11 protein-coding genes are annotated in these 15,271 nt (G+C 72.3%); 7 read left to right on the forward strand and 4 right to left on the reverse strand.

Going from position 1 to position 15,271, the window contains the following annotated elements; translation table 11 throughout:
- Positions 1–38 precede the first annotated feature (38 nt).
- The 5 genes from AC07EG_RS22595 to AC07EG_RS22615 are packed head-to-tail and all read left to right on the forward strand — an operon-like array spanning position 39 to position 9,370.
- Positions 39–1,130, forward strand: a complete 1,092-nt coding sequence (locus AC07EG_RS22595) for a methyltransferase (RefSeq protein ID WP_478255128.1) — start codon at positions 39–41, stop codon at positions 1,128–1,130.
- Positions 1,123–1,959, forward strand: coding sequence for an alpha/beta hydrolase (locus AC07EG_RS22600; protein ID WP_478255129.1), 837 nt, complete (start codon positions 1,123–1,125; stop codon positions 1,957–1,959). The genes AC07EG_RS22595 and AC07EG_RS22600 overlap by 8 nt, the downstream gene beginning before the upstream one ends.
- Positions 1,956–3,737: a non-ribosomal peptide synthetase gene (locus tag AC07EG_RS22605; RefSeq protein ID WP_478255130.1), complete on the forward strand. Its 1,782-nt coding sequence runs from the start codon at positions 1,956–1,958 to the stop codon at positions 3,735–3,737. Before AC07EG_RS22600 ends, AC07EG_RS22605 begins: the two co-directional genes overlap by 4 nt.
- A 7-nt stretch (positions 3,738–3,744) precedes the next feature.
- On the forward strand, positions 3,745–8,001 hold the full coding sequence (locus AC07EG_RS22610) for a non-ribosomal peptide synthetase (protein WP_478255131.1): 4,257 nt from the start codon (positions 3,745–3,747) through the stop codon (positions 7,999–8,001).
- Positions 7,994–9,370, forward strand: coding sequence for an FAD-dependent oxidoreductase (locus AC07EG_RS22615; RefSeq protein WP_478255132.1), 1,377 nt, complete (start codon positions 7,994–7,996; stop codon positions 9,368–9,370). Before AC07EG_RS22610 ends, AC07EG_RS22615 begins: the two co-directional genes overlap by 8 nt.
- Before the next feature lie 333 nt (positions 9,371–9,703).
- Here AC07EG_RS22615 and AC07EG_RS22620 read toward each other — a convergent pair whose 3' ends face one another.
- Positions 9,704–10,408, reverse strand: a complete 705-nt coding sequence (locus tag AC07EG_RS22620) for a response regulator transcription factor (RefSeq protein ID WP_478255133.1) — start codon at positions 10,406–10,408, stop codon at positions 9,704–9,706.
- A gap of 300 nt (positions 10,409–10,708) precedes the next feature.
- Positions 10,709–12,070 (reverse strand): flavin monoamine oxidase family protein, encoded by a 1,362-nt coding sequence (locus tag AC07EG_RS22625; protein ID WP_478255134.1) that lies wholly within the window; start codon positions 12,068–12,070, stop codon positions 10,709–10,711.
- A 506-nt stretch (positions 12,071–12,576) separates the two neighbouring features.
- Between AC07EG_RS22625 and asnB the strand changes: the two genes are divergently transcribed.
- Positions 12,577–14,439 (forward strand): asparagine synthase (glutamine-hydrolyzing), encoded by a 1,863-nt coding sequence (gene asnB / locus AC07EG_RS22630; protein ID WP_478255135.1) that lies wholly within the window; start codon positions 12,577–12,579, stop codon positions 14,437–14,439.
- Between the two features lie 7 nt (positions 14,440–14,446).
- On the opposite strand, the gene AC07EG_RS22635 is transcribed toward asnB, so the two are convergent.
- Entirely contained in the window at positions 14,447–14,671 is a 225-nt protein-coding gene (locus AC07EG_RS22635) for a hypothetical protein (protein WP_478255136.1), read from the reverse strand.
- A complete protein-coding gene (locus tag AC07EG_RS22640; RefSeq protein ID WP_478255137.1) occupies positions 14,671–14,844 on the reverse strand; it encodes a hypothetical protein in 174 nt (57 codons plus the stop codon). The genes AC07EG_RS22635 and AC07EG_RS22640 overlap by 1 nt, the downstream gene beginning before the upstream one ends.
- A gap of 136 nt (positions 14,845–14,980) precedes the next feature.
- Here AC07EG_RS22640 and AC07EG_RS22645 point away from each other — a divergent pair, with 136 nt between their 5' ends.
- Complete coding sequence (locus AC07EG_RS22645) at positions 14,981–15,271, forward strand: hypothetical protein (protein ID WP_478255138.1); 291 nt, start codon at positions 14,981–14,983, stop codon at positions 15,269–15,271.

Consider the following 15,271-nt stretch of genomic DNA (forward strand, 5'->3'; position numbering starts at 1 on the left):
AGCCGACGACCGAAGACCGAAGACGACGGAGGAGCGCGATGCAGGATCTCGACACCCAGACCACACCCGGCGCGGCGGCGGGGGAGACGGGCAAACCGGTCGACCTCGGTTCGCTGGTGCCGGTGCTGTTCGGCTTCGCCGCCTTCCAGCAACTGCGGGCGGCCTCGGAGCTGCAGTTGTTCGAGTACCTGACGCTGAACGGGCCGTCCACCGGCGAGCAGGTGGCCACCGGGCTGGGCATCCCGGCCAAGTCGGCGCGCAAACTGCTGCTGGGCACCACCTCGCTGGGGCTGACCGAACGCGAAGCCAACCGCTACGCCCCCAGCCGGACGCTGCGCACCGCGATCGAGGACGGCACCTGGCCGCTGATCCGCAACATCATCGACTTCCAGCACCAGCTGTCCTACCTGCCCGCGCAGGAGTACGCCGAATCGCTGCGGACCGGGAAGAACCAGGGCCTCAAGCACGTGCCGGGCACCGGCAGCAACCTCTACGCCCGGCTGGAGCAGACCCCGGAGCTGGAGAACCTGTTCTACCGCGGGATGCATTCGTGGTCGGAGCTGTCCAACCCGGTGCTGCTGCGGCAGGTGGACTACCGCGGGGTGCACCGGCTGCTCGACGTCGGCGGCGGCAGCGCGGTCAACGCGATCGCCCTGGTGCGGGCGCACCCGCACCTGGAGGCCACCGTGTTCGACCTCGAAGGCGCGGTGGAGGTGGCCAGGGACAACATCGCCGCGGCCGGGCTGGGCGACCGGATCGACGTGGTGGCCGGCGACATGTTCGGTGAGCCGATGCCCGCCGGGTACGACGCGGTGCTGTTCGCCCACCAGTTCGTGATCTGGTCGCCGGAGCAGAACCAGGCGCTGCTCAAGCAGGCGTACGAGGCGCTGCGGCCGGGTGGCCGGGTGATCGTGTTCAACGCCTTCGCCGCCGACGACGGCAACGGCCCGCTCTACACCGCGCTGGACAACGTCTACTTCGCGACGCTGCCCTCGGAGGACTCGACGATCTACGAGTGGAGCGAGCACGAGGAGTGGCTGACCGCCGCCGGGTTCACCGGCATCACCCGCATCCACAACGAAGGCTGGACACCGCACGGGGTGATCGAGGGGCGCAAGCCCGATGCGTGAGCCCAGCGCGCTCGACCGGGCGTACTCGCCGAGTTCCGCCGCCCGCGACCCCGCCGGATCGCTGCGGCGGTACCGGGAGCGCGGTGACACCGCGCGGGCGCGCCTGAGCGTGCACGAGGCGGTCGCCTACGGCACGGAGCCCGGTGAGCGGTGCCACGTGTTCCCCGCCGGCGCCCCGGCCCTGGTTTTCGTGCACGGCGGGCACTGGCAGGAGTCCGGTATCGACGACGCCTGCTTCGCCGCCGAGCACGCCGTGGCCCGCGGCCTGGCGTTCGTCGCGGTCGGCTACGGCCTCGCCCCGGCCCGCACGCTGCCGCAGATGATCGCCTCGGTCGCGCGGGCCCTGCGCTGGCTGGCCGTCACCGGCCCGCGGTACGGGATCGACCCGGACCAGCTGCACGTGGCCGGCAGCAGCGCGGGCGCGCACCTGCTGGCCGCGGCGCTGGCTGGTGACCGCACCCCGCGGGTGCGCAGCGCGTGCCTGCTCAGCGGGCTCTACGACCTGAGCGAGATCCCGCGGACCTACGTCAACCACGCGCTCGGCCTGACCCCGGCGGCGGCGCGCGACTGCAGCCCGGCGCGGATGCCCGCGCCCCGGTGCGACGAGGTGCTGCTCGCCGCCGGGCAGTACGAGACCCCGGCCTACCTCCGTCAGCACGACGGCTACCTGGCGCACCTGGCCGCCCTCGGCACCCCGGTCAGCGGCCGGATCGTGCCCGGCCGTGACCACTTCGACCTGCCGCTGGACCTGGTGGATCCGTCGACCCCCTTCGGCCGGGCCAGCCTGGCGCACTTGCGCACCCCGGAAGGAACGGTGAGAACCCGATGACCAGCGACCTCGGCACCCGTGTGACCCCGGCGTCCCCGGGGCTCGCCGCCCGATCGGCGGCGGAGACGATCGACCACGCCTTCGCCAGGACCGCCCGCGACCACGCCGGCCGCGAGGCCCTTTCCGACGGCACCACCACCCTGACCTACGCCGAACTGGACGCGGTGAGCAACCGGATCGCCCGCGCACTGGATGAGCGGGACCTGCCCGCGGGCGGCCCGATCGCGGTGCACCTGCACCGCTGCCCGGCCACCTACCAGCTGTTCCTCGGCATCCTCAAAGCCGGGCACGTGGTGGTGCCGGTCAACCCGGTCCACCCCGCCGAGCACAAGGCGCAGCTGTGCCGCGCCGCCGAACCGGCCCTCGTCGTGACCGACACCGCCACGCCACCCGGCGGGCTGCCCGCGGGCGCCTGCCTGCCGGTGGCGGAACTGCTGACCGCAGCGGAGCCGCTGTCCCCGGCCCCGCTGCGGCCGCGGTCGTCACCGGAGGACCCCGCGTTCATCCTGTTCACCTCCGGGTCGACCGGCGAACCCAAGGGGGTGGTGATCGCGCACCGCGGCATCGCCAGGGTGTCGCGGAAGCTGACCGGGTTCACCCCCGGCCCCGGTGACCGGTTCCTGCAGCTCGCGCAGCCGGCGTTCGCCGCGTCGACCACCGACATCTGGACCTGCCTGCTGCGGGGCGGGCGGCTCAGCGTGGCCCCGCAGGAGGTGCCGCCGCTCGGTGCGCTGGCCCGGCTGATCGCGCGGGAGCGCACCACCGTGCTCAACCTGCCGGTCGGCCTGTTCAACCTGCTCGTCGAGCACCACCCGGAGACCATCGCGCAGGCGTCCTCGGTGATCGTCAGCGGGGACTTCCCGTCCACCGCGCACCTGGAACGGGCGCTCGCCGTGGCCGGCGGGGACCTGTTCAACGCCTTCGGCTGCACGGAGAACTCGGCGCTGACCGCGGTGCACAAGATCACCACCGCGGACCTGGGCACGGCCGAGGTCCCGGTGGGCAGCCCGATGCCCGGGGTGGAGCTGACCGTGCGCGACGAGTGGCTCGGCGAATGCCCGCCGGGGCAGCTCGGGGAGCTGTGCATCGCCGGTGAGGGCGTGGCGCTGGGGTACCTCGGCGGCCGGGAACTGACCGGGCGCAAGTTCGTGCGCCACGACGGCAAGCGGCTGCTGCGCACCGGGGACCTGGCCAAGCTGACCGAGCGCGGCGAGATCGTGCTCGCCGGGCGCACCGACCAGATGCTCAAGGTCCGGGGGTTCCGCGTCGAGCCGCGGCACGTCGAGGTGACCGCGGAGGCGTTCCCCGGCCTGCACCAGGCGGTGGTGCAGGCCGCGGCGGACCGGCTGGTGCTGTGGTGCGTGCCCGCGCCGGGGCAGCGGCCCGCCGAAAGCGAACTGCTGGACCACCTGCGTGAGCGGCTGCCCGACTACATGGTGCCGTCGCTGGTGCGGGTGCTCGACTCCTTCCCCCGCAACACCAACGGCAAGATCGACCGCAAGGAACTGGCTTCCCGGCTGGGATCCGCCCAGCCGCGCGGGAGCGGGGAGCACGCCGACCGGCTGACCGGGCTGGTGCGCTCGACGCTGACCGAGGTGAGCGACCAGCGGTTCGGCCCGGACGACGGCCTGCTCGAACACGGGGTCACCTCGCTGCACCTGATCGACCTCGGGGCGCGGCTGGCGGACCTGACCGGCGTCGCACTGGCCCCGGACGAACTCGTCGGCGCGGGCACCGCGCGTGGTGTCGCCGACCTGATCCGCACCAAGCGTGCTTGAGGTGACCATGAGTACCACGAGCCTGCGACCCGTGACCGGCGCGGACCGGCTGCCGGCGTCACCGGCCCAGCCCGGCCTGTGGTTCGCCAGCACCTACGGGGACGACCCCACCGCGTACAACCAGCCGCTGCTGCTGCGCCCGCGGGTACCGCTGGACCACGACGTCCTGGTCGGCGCGCTGCGGGTGGAGCACCAGGCCCACATCGCGTTGCGCACCACCTTCGAGATGGGCGCCGACGGCGAACTGCGGCAGGTGGTGCACGGGGAACTCGAACCGATCACCGAGGTCCGCGACCACCCCGGCGGCGACCGGGAAGCGTGGGTGGCCGAGCAGGTGGCCGAGGTCGCGCGCACCGAGTTCGACCTGCGCCGCGGCCCGCTCGCCCGCATCCGGCACCTGCGCTCCGGCGACGGCCCGGGGGTGCTGGTGGTCAACATCCACCACACGGTGTTCGACGGCCTGTCCTGGCGGCCCTACCTGACCCGGTTGGCGGCCACGTACACGGCGCTGGCCGAGGGCCGGGAACCACCGGCGCCCCCGGAACGCCAGGCCCCGGCGGCCTACGCCCGCTGGGCGCAGCGGTGCGGGGGCACGGAGTTCTGGTGCGACAAGCTCGCCGGTGCCCCGGTCGCGGTGCCGATCGGGCTGCCCGGGGAGCAGCCGGTGCGCAACGTGACCCGGCGGCTGGCCCTGGACGAGCGGCTTTCGGCACGGGTGCGGGAGTTCTGCGCCGCCGAGGGCATCACCACCAGCATGTTCTTCCTCGCCCTCGGGTTTGTGCTGCTGCACCGGCAAACCCGGCAGGACGACCTGCTGCTGGGTTTGCCGGTGAGCGTGCGCGAGACCGGGGACGCTGAAGTGCTCGGGCACCTGACCAACACCGTGGTGCTGCGCCACCGGCTGACCCGGGGCACGACCGCGCGTGAGGTGCTGCGGGCGGTGAAGCGGGAGGTGCTCGGCGCGCTGCGGCACCGGCACACCCCGCTGGAAGCCGTGGTCGGCGCCCTCGGCGTGTCCGGTGCCGACCTGTTCAAGGCGATGGTCACCGTGATGCCCTCCGGCGCCCGCCGCCTGGACCTGCCCGGCTGGGGCGTGGAGACCTGGGAGCACCCGCCGGGGGGCGCCAAGTACGACCTGGCGCTCACCGTGGACGAACTGCCCGACCGGTTCACCCTGATCGTCGAGCACGCGAGCACCTCACCCGATGGCGAGCCCTTCACCGCGTTCCTGGCGCAGCGACTGGAAACCCTGGTCGGAAGCGTGCTCGCCGACCCGGATGCGGAAGTGCCCGCCCTGCGCTGGATCAGCGACGCCGAAGAGCGGGCCATCACCGAGTGGTGCGCACGCCGGACCGCGGCACCCGAGCTGGGCACCGAACTGACCGCCGACCTGGTCGCCGCGGCCGCGACCACCGTCGGTGCCGCGCCCGCGGTGGTCGCGGACGGCACCACGACCAGCTACGCCGAACTGCTCCGGCGCGCCGACGCGGTGGCCGAAGGGCTGGCGGAGCGGGGGATCCGGGACGGCCGCCCGGTCGCGGTGCTGCTGCGCCCCGGCCTGGACCTGGTGACCGCGGTGCTGGGCATCCTGCGCGCGGGCGGCAGTTACGTCGTGCTCGACCTCGCCCAGCCGCGGGACCGGCTGAGCTTCGAACTGACCGACTGCGGCGCGCAGCTGCTGTTGTGCGCGGAGAAGACCGGCCTGCCGGTGGCCGACGCGCTCACCCTGGACGAACTGGGGTCCGCGCCGCTGGAAGGACCGCGGAAGACCCCGCAGGACGCCGCGTACGTCGTGTACACCTCCGGTTCCACCGGCCGTCCCAAGGGCGTCGAGCTGACCGAGGCCACGCTGGCCAACCTGGTGCACAACCAGGCGGGCACGCCGATGCGCACGCTGCAGTACATGCCCCCGGCCTTCGACGTGTTCGCCATCGAGGTCTTCGGCGCCCTGGGCAACGGCGGCACGCTGGTCGTGCCGCCGGAACCGGCGCGCACCGACTTCGAGGCGCTGGCCGCGCTGCTGGCCGAGCAGCGCATCGAGCGGGTGTTCTTCCCCTACGTCGCGCTGCGTGAACTCGCCGCCGCGCTGCGGACGTCCGAAGTGGACCTGCCGCACCTGCGGGAGGTCTACGTCACCGGTGAGCGGCTGGTGGTCACCGAGGACCTGCGGGAGATGTTCCGGCGCCACCCCGGCGCGCGGCTGATCAACGCCTACGGCCCGTCCGAGGCGCACCTGTGCAGCCAGGACCGGCTCCCGGCCGATCCCGGCCGGTGGCCGGCCATGCCGTCCATCGGCCGGGTGGTCGACGGGGTCGACGCCCACGTGCTCGGCGACGCCGGGCAGCGGGCGCCGTTCGGGGTCGAGGGTGAGCTGTGCATCAGCGGCCCGGTGGTGTCCCCCGGTTACCTGGGGTTGCCGGAGAAGACGCGCCAGGCCATGGTGCCCGACCCGGTCACGCCCGGCCAGACGATGTACCGCACCGGTGATGTGGTGGTGCTGGCCCCGGACGGGCGGCTGCACTACCGCGGCCGGGCCGACGACCAGGTCAAGATCCGCGGTTACCGGGTCGAGCCGGGTGAGGTCGAGGCCGCGCTGGAACGGGAGCTGGGGGTGGACGCGGCGGCGGTGATCGCGGTGCCCGCGGGTGGGGACCGGGTGCTGCACGCGTTCGTGCGCGGCGAGCAGGACCCGCCGGCGGACTGGCGCGCCCGGCTCGCTGCCGTGCTGCCCGGCTACATGATCCCCCGCCAGGTCACCCGCCTCGAGGCCATCCCGGTCAACGCCAACGGCAAGACCGACCGCCGGGCACTGGCCGCGCTGCCGGTCCAGGACAGCGGTCCCGCGCCGACGTGCGAGTGGTCGGGCGCGGAACGGGAGATGGCGCAGGTGTGGGCCGAGGTGCTCGGGCACCCGCCGGTGACCCCGGACGCCGACTTCTTCGCACTGGGCGGCAATTCGCTGCTCGCGGCCCGCCTGCACCGGTCGGTCAAGCGGCGCTTCGGCACCGAGGTCGAGCTCTCGGCGCTGCTGCGCACCCCGACCGTGCCGGGCATGACCAAGAGCCTGGGCGGCCACGAGGCCCCGGCGCTGGACCTGCGGGCCGAAGCCCGGCTCGGGCGGCTGGTGGTGCAGCGGCGGCGGGAACCGGAGCACGGCGTGGTGCTGCTCACCGGCGCCACCGGCTTCCTCGGCAGCCACCTGCTCGACGAACTGCTGCGCACCGGGCACCGCGTGCGCTGCCTGGTCCGGGCGGACGGTGCCGAGCAGGCACACCAGCGGCTGCGGGAGGCGTTCGAGAAGTTCGCGCTCGACCCGTCCCGCCTCGACGGCGCCGAGATCTGCCTCGGTGACCTCGCCGAGCCGCGGTTCGGGCTGGGGGAACAGGAGTACCGGGCGCAGGCGCTGGCGGTCAGCGAGGTCTACCACGCGGCGGCGCACATCAACTTCGTCGTGCCGTACCACACGGTCAAGCGCACCAACGTCGACGGCCTGCGGCAGCTGCTGGCGTTCTGCGGGCTCAACCGCACCCCGCTGCGGCTGGTCTCCACCCTCGGGGTCTTCCCGCCCGACGCCACGTCCGGGCCGGTCGAGGAGCACACGGTGCCGGGGGACCCGGCGTCGCTGGGCATCGGGTACTCGCAGAGCAAGTGGGTCGCCGAGCACCTCGCGCTGCAGGCGCGGGAGGCCGGGCTGCCGGTGACGCTGCACCGCGTGGGCCGCATCGGCGGGCACAGCCGCACCGGCGCCTGCCGCCACGACGACTTCTTCTGGTTGCAGGTGAAGGGGTTCGCGCTGCTGGGCTGCTACCCCGAGGACCTCGGCGGCGCACCGGCGGTCGACCTGCTGCCGGTGGACCACGTGGCCAGGGCGATCATCGCGTTGTCCGAGGGCAAGCCGGACGACGAGAACTGGCACCTCCACCACGCCGAGGGACTGGCCTGGCCGGAGATCATCGACACCATCCGGGCCGAGGGCTATCCGGTGGACCCGGCCTCGGGCCCGGCGTGGCTGGCGGCACTGGAAAGCCAGGCGGAGACCGGGGGACGGGGCCTCGGACCGCTGGTGCCGCTGATGCGGGAGGGCGTGCTGCGCCTGGGCGCGCTGTCCTTCGGCAACGAGCGGACCCGGCGTGCGCTGACCGAGGTCGGCTGCCCGGATCCGGCGGCGGACCCGGACTGGATCCGCCGGATGTTCGAGTACTTTCGCGCCGTCGGCGCCGTTCCACCGCCCGACGGGGGCTACCCGGGAGGTCGTCATGCCTGAGTCAGAACCGCGTTCGGTGGTGGTCGTCGGCGCCGGTCCGGTCGGCTGCGCACTGGCCACGCTGCTGCGGCGGCAGGGACTGGAAGTCGACGTGTTCGAACGGGGAGCGGAATCGGCGGGCACCGGTTCCGGCCACTCGTTCAACCTCACCCTCACCTCACGCGGGCTGGACTGCCTGCCCCGCTCGGTGAAGCGGCGGCTGTACCTGCAGGGTTCGGTGCTGGTCAAGCGGATCATCCACCACCGCGACGGCGCCATCTCCACCCAGCCCTACGGCGCCACCCACGCCCACCACCTGCTGTCCATCCCCCGCGGGGTGCTGCAGGACATCCTGCGCGACCAGGCGCTGCGGGCGGGGGCGCGCATCCACTACGGGCAGTCGTGCCTGGAGGTCGACACCGCGCGCCCGGCGGCACTGCTGCGCGACGCCGGTGGCCGGACCAGCTGGGTCACCGGTGACCTGCTGGTGGCCTGCGACGGGGCCAACAGCGCGGTACGGGAAGCCATCGCCGCCGACGGCCGCATGTGGGTCGAACGCGACACCATCGCCCACGGCTACGCCGAGATCACCATGGACTACGGCGACGCCGACCCGACCGGGATGCACCTGTGGCCGCGTGACGACCACTTCCTGCAAGCCCAGCCGAACCGGGACCAGACCTTCACCACGAGCCTGTTCAAACCGCTGGCCGGGAGCGCGCGGCACCGGCACTTCTCCGAGCTGACCACCCCCGAAGCGGTCCGCAACCACTGCGCGGCCGAATTCCCCGACGTGTTCGTCCGGATGGCCGGGGTCGGCCGGGACCTGACCACCCGGGGGCCGGGGCAGCTGCGCATCGTCAACTGCGCTCCCTACCACCACCGGCGCGCGGTGCTGGTCGGCGACGCCGCGCACGCCGTGGTGCCGTTCTTCGGGCAGGGCATCAACTGCAGCTTCGAGGACGTGGCCACCCTGGCGCGGTTGCTGGAGAAGTTCCAGTTCGCGCTGCGGGGGAACAGCGGGGCCGTCGCGGAGGCGGTGGTCGAGGAGTACAGCGACGCCAGGGTCGGGGCCGGGCACGCGCTGGCCGAGCTGTCGCTGCGCAACTTCGAGGAGCTGTCGAACCGGGTGAACAGCCGGTCGTTCCTGGCGCGCCGGGCGCTGGAGGTGCGGCTGCACGAGCAGCACCCGGACCTCTACACCCCGCTCTACCAGCTGGTGGCCTTCACCAACGTGCCCTACGACGCCGCGCAGCGGGTGCACCAGGAGGCCAGCTCGGTGCTGGACGCGGCCTGCCGCGGCCGGGACCTGCGGCGGGACCAGGACACCATCATCGACGACTACGTGGCGATGTCGGGTCACGGCTTCCGCCGAGCACGAGCCGGCTGACCCGCGGCGGAAGCGGGCGGCCGGGCGGGGGCCGCCCCGGTTCGGGTCTGCGGCAGGCCGGCCGCGGCCCGCGGGGGTACTGCGCGGTGCCCTCGGCGCGGCCCACCGGGGATGCTGAGCGGCCTGGCCTCAGCGGTACCCGTCCCGCGCGGTGGCCTTGCAGCAGCTCGGGCGGGGTGCTGCAAGGCTCGCCTCAGCGGTGGCCCGCGGGGAGCGCGGAGGCCGCCCCGCTTCCGGGGCTCGCGGCGGCTTGGCCGCGGCCTCCCGGGGTACTGGGCGATCTCGCCCCGGCGTCGCCCGGTGGGCCGTCCACTCAGGACTCGGGCCGCCCGCTCACCCGGCGGCGCCGTCGCTGCCCGCCGGGCCTGCCTGGGCCGCCTTGGGCCGCACCGGCTCGTTGAACCGGAACCCGACCCCGCGCACGGTGATGATCCAGTCCGGGGAGCCGAGCTTCTTGCGGATGCTGCTCAGGTGGGTGTCGATGGTGCGGCTGGCCAGCGAGGTCACCTCGTCGTCGACGTTGTCGTAAGCCCACACCCGGCGCAGCAGCTCGGCCCTGGTGAACACCTTGTCGGTCTCGGTGGCGAGCAGGCGCAGCAGTTCGAACTCCTTGCGGGTCAGGTCGATCGGCCGCTCGCCGACGCGGACCTCGTGCAGTGCCGGGCAGATCTCCAGCCGACCGGCGTTGATGGTGGGCTGGGAGCTCATGCGCACGCGCCGCAGCAGGGCGTCGAGGCGGGCCATCAGCTCCCGGCTGCGGTAGGGCTTTTCGATGCAGTCGTCGCAGCCGCCTTCCAGGGCGAGCACCCGGTCGAGTTCGCGCACCGAGGCGAAGCCGATCATCGGCACGTCGCTGGCGTTGCGGATCTCCCGGCACAGGGTGAGCCCGTCGAAGTCGGTCAGGTCCAGGTCGATGAGCACCACGTCGAAACTGCCGTAGGAGGCCATCGCCGCCGCCCCGGTGGAGGCGGCCTCGGCCTCGAAGCCGTGGCGCTGCAGGTCCTTGACCATCTCCTCGACGCCCTCGCAATCCGCCACGACCAACACGTGCGGGCCTGGGTGAAGCAAAGCGCGATCTCCTTGTGCGTCCCGGTCAACGGCAGGGTTCGACCCGTTGTTCGGCGGCCTCGGCCCGGAAAGCGATCACCAGCGCGGCCGCCCCCGGATACCGCCGATGGTAATTTTCGTCGACGGTTGTTTATGTGGGTAATTCTGCCGTCATCCCGCGTTACCGCGCGTAGCGGGAGGCACCGGTGTGTCATCGGCTCCCCGCAGCTTGCAAAATTTCGGCGTGGCCTACTGTAACACCGTGTCAAAACCCCCGCATTTCGACGCGGTTCAGTCAGTGGAAAGTTCGACCAGGGTTCTGATCGACGACTCCAGTGCGTAATTCATCGAGCCGCCGTTGGGTTCGAAAGCGGTGTGCTCGCCGGCGAAATGAATGCGGCCCGACGGCGTCCTGGTGTGCGCCATGAGTTCGCTGTGGCCCTTTTCCGGGAGGAGGTAGGCGCCCTCGGCGTAGGGCTCGTTGTCCCAGGCGATCGAGGTGCCGGTTTCGAAGTGCTCCCGCACGCCGGGCAGGATCGGCTCGACCTCGGCCAGGGCGAAGGAGACCTGCTCGTCGTGGCCGAGCCCGCCCACCGCCTGCGCCGCCCAGCCGGTGAACCACACCTCGACGATCTTGCGCTGCCCGGGCTGGCGCGGGGTGGCGTCACGCACGGTGCAGATCGTGGTGTCGGTGGAGAGCATCAGCTTGTCCTCCGGCCAGAACTTCCGGCGCACCTGGAGGAAGACCCGGACCGCGGAGCAGTACCGCAGCCGGCGGATGGTCGCGTGCTTCTCGGCGGGGAGCCCGGCCATGGACAGGTTGACCCGGCGCAGGCTGCTGAAGGGCGCGGCGACGATGACGCGGTCGGCGGCGGCCGTGCGCAGCCGGTCGTGGTCGAGGAAGCTCACCCGCGCCTCGTGCTCGTCCTGCGCGATGCGGACCACCGGCTTGCCGTAGTGGATCTGCGTGCTGAGCCGGTCGGCCAGCGCGTGGGCGAGCCGGTCGGTGCCGCCGCTGATCTTGTGCCACTTGGCGTCGGCGGTGGACAGCGCCCGCGGCCCGGACTCGTAGCGCGCCCACGCCATCGCCGAGGCCGATTCCAGCTCGCCGCCGCGCATCTCCAGGAACAGCGGTTCCATCAGGCTGATCGCCGCGGCCGAGGCACCCCGCTGCTCGAGCACCCGCCGCACCGAGAGCCGGTCGAGTTCGAGCAGGCGCGGGGTCGGGGACCAGGTCAGCTCCAGCAGTTCCGGGCCGATGTCCTGGTTGGGCTTGGTGACGTACTCGGCGAGCAGGTCACCGACGCCGAGTCCGCGTTCGTGCGGTGCCAGCCCGAGTGACTCCGCGTGCTCGGTGATCTGGTCGGGCCGGATGCGCATCCCGTTGCGGTAGTAGCGGAAATCGGTGTCGACGAGGTCGCTGGGGTCCAGGCCCAGTCCCAGCTCACGCAGGTAGTGCATGGTGTAGTGGCAGTTCTCGGTGACGGTCATGGCGCCGGCTTCGGCGTAGAGGCCGTCGGAGAACGGGTGACGCAGGGTGCGCGTGCGCCCGCCGGGTCGTCCGGTGGCTTCGAACACCGTGACCCGGGTCCCTCGTTTCGCCAGTTCGTAGGCGGCGCCGAGACCGGCCAGCCCGGCCCCGACGACGATCACGGAACCGGTGTTCCGCGGCGCCGGGAGGTTTCCGTCGAAAGCGCTCCTGACATCCTGTTGTGTTGGCTCCGGCACTGTTTCCCCTTCGGTGCTCCGCCCCCCGTGACCACGGGTTACCGTGGGTGAAATTTCGGCGGCCCGCCGTCGGCTGACTGTCCGCTGGTCAATTCCTACCTGTACCGCACGATGGTGCCGGTGTCGACCGGGGCGGCGCAGTTGTTCCGATATGCCGGGACCCGCACTGGGAATCCCACTCGACTTCCACCGTTCGGCACCCCGGTCAATCCGCCGAATGGCGGGCGGGCGGGTGCGCGGACGCCGGGGAAATGTCCGAAGTGGATAATCGTTCGAATTGGCAAGCAAATTCCTCGCCGGGCGTCCCGGGTCGCCGGGGTGTGGTGGGAAAGTTACAATAATGGTGGCTGAGATCGCGGTGCGGGGACTGGCTGGGGCACCGCTTGATGGGATTCGGCGAATCACCGGCAAAACCGGAAGAAGGGTGTGCGATGTGCGGAATCGTCGGCTGGGCCGACTTCGCTCGCGATCTCACCGGCGAGACGCGGGTGCTGCGGAAGATGGTGGACACGATGGTCCGGCGCGGCCCGGATGCCGAGGGCTGCTGGACCGCCCCGCACGTCGCGCTGGGTCACCGCCGCCTGTCGGTGATCGATCTCGAGGGTGGCGCCCAGCCGATGCTCACCCCGGAGACGCTGGCCGACGGCAGCCCGGTGGCGGCGATCAGCTACAGCGGTGAGGTGTACAACTTCGGCGAGCTCCGCGAGGAGCTGGCAGGCCGCGGGCACCGCTTCGCCACCCGCAGCGACACCGAGGTGGTGCTGCGGGCGTACCTGGAGTGGGGCCCGGGGTTCGTGGGGCGGCTCAACGGCATGTTCGCCTTCGCCGTGTGGGACGCCCGCCACGAGGAACTGCTGCTCTACCGGGACCGGCTGGGCATCAAGCCGCTGTACTACTACCCGACCCGTGACGGGGTGCTGTTCGGCTCCGAGGCCAAGGCGATCCTGGCCCACCCCGGCAGCCGCGCGGTGCTCTCGCTCGACGGGCTGCGCGACGTGCTCTCGTTCCTGCGCGTGCCGGGGCAGACCCCGCTGGAGGGCATGTACGAGGTGCGCCCGGGTCACCTGGTGCGCGTGCGGCGCGGGCAGCTGTCCGAGGAGCGGTACTGGGGGCTGGTGGCCCAGCCGCACACCGACGACGTGGGCACGAGCGTGCGCACCGTGCGGGCGCTGCTGGACGACATCGTGCCCCGGCAGATGGTCGCCGACGTGCCGCTGTGCACCCTGCTCTCCGGTGGCCTGGACTCCAGTGCGCTGACCGCGCTGGCCCAGGGCGCGCTCGACGCCGGTAGCGGTGACCGCATCCGCAGCTTCTCGGTGGATTTCGTGGGGCACGTGGAGAACTTCGAACCGGAGGTGTTCCGGGAGGCCCCGGACGCGCCGTTCGCCGCGGAGCTGGTCGAGCACGTGGGCACCAAGCACCGGGAGATCCTGCTGGACAACGCGGACCTGGCCGCGCCGCGGGTGCGCTCGGCGGTGTGGGACGCCTGGGACCTGCCCTACGGCATCGGCGACCACGGCCCGTCGCTGTACCTGCTGTTCCAGGCGGTGCGCGAGGAGTCGACCGTGGCGCTGTCGGGGGAGTCCGCCGACGAGGTGTTCGGCGGTTACCTGTGGTTCCACGACGAGCGGGCGGTCGCGGGGGAGACCTTCCCGTGGCACGTGCTCGGGGCCCGCCCGGTCACCGAGGAGGCCACCGCGTTCCTGAGCCAGGACCTGGTCAAGGAGCTGGACCTGCCCGCCTACATCGCCGACCAGTACCGCACCGCGGTGGCCGAGGTGCCGCACCTGGACGGCGAATCCGCGCAGGAGCACCGGATGCGGACCGCGAGCTACCTGAACCTGACCCGGTTCCTGCCGATCATGCTGGACCGCAAGGACCGGATGAGCATGGCCAACGGCCTGGAGGTGCGGGTGCCGTTCTGCGACCACCGGCTGGTGGAGTACGTGTTCAACGCGCCGTGGTCGGCCAAGACCTTCGACGGCCGGGAGAAGAGCCTGCTGCGCGCGGCGACCGAGGACCTGCTGCCGCGCTCGATCGTCGAGCGCCGCAAGGCCCCGTACCCCTCGACCCAGGACCCGGGTTACGACCGGATGCTCAAGCGGGAGCTGGCCGAGGTCGCCGCGGACCCGGGTGCGCCGGGGCTGCCGCTGTTCGACCTCGACGCGATCCAGGCGCACCTCGACGCGCCGGTCAAGCGGGCGCCGTCGATGATCGACCGGGCGCTGCACGACGAGACCCCGGTCCGGCTCAACGCGTGGCTGGCCGCCTGCAACGTCAGCCTCGGGTGGTGACCCGGGTTCAGAACGCCCCCGGGTCGGCGGAGACCCAGTGCTCGGGCCGCAGGAAGATGGCGATGTGCTCGCCGAGCCGGGTCCGCTCGTGGTCGACGAAACCGGCCACCTCGTCCGGTTCGAGGTAGCGCGCGGCCATTTCCCAGGACCGTTCGTGGCTGCCGGGCGCGGTCCCGGTCACCGCTCCCTCGACGGTGACGTAGCGCACGGTCGGCGTGGTCCGCTGCACCATCAGGCCGAACCGGCCGGCGGCTTCGATGGCGCGGGCCTTAGCTGCCCGCCGGGGGTGTACCGGTACCAGATGGGCACGGTCAGCGGGGCGCGTCCGGTTCCCCCGGCCACCGACAACGCCCCGGTGTGCGGTTCGGCGAGGAATTGTTCCCGTTCCCGTTTCGACAGCGCCATTCGCCCGAGGCTGCCGAGGTCACCGGATGGCCGCAGGCCACGATTCAGCGATTGCTGAATGCGCCGTGGCGGGTGCGGGCGAGGAGATAGCTTTCCGGGGCATCGGCCAACCCGATTCGACTGGAGGCTTTCGCCCGTGCTGAAGAAACTGCTGCTCGCGGTGGCCACGTCCCTCGTGGTGCTGAGCGGGACCGCCGCCGCCGCGGAGCCGCGCGCGGAGATCGTCCCGCCGAGCCTGAACGGGCAGAACTGCCCGACCGGCACCTTCTACCGGACCAGCGGGCCGTTCACCTTCGAATACCGGTTCATGTACCGCTACACACCCAACGGCGGACTGGTGTGGTTGGGCAGGTACTACATCCGCTACGAAACACCCGGCGTCGGCTGGCGCGACCTGTCGTCGCCGCAGCGCGAGTTCTACTGCTGA

This window comes from Amycolatopsis sp. NPDC045836, from assembly GCF_056431745.1.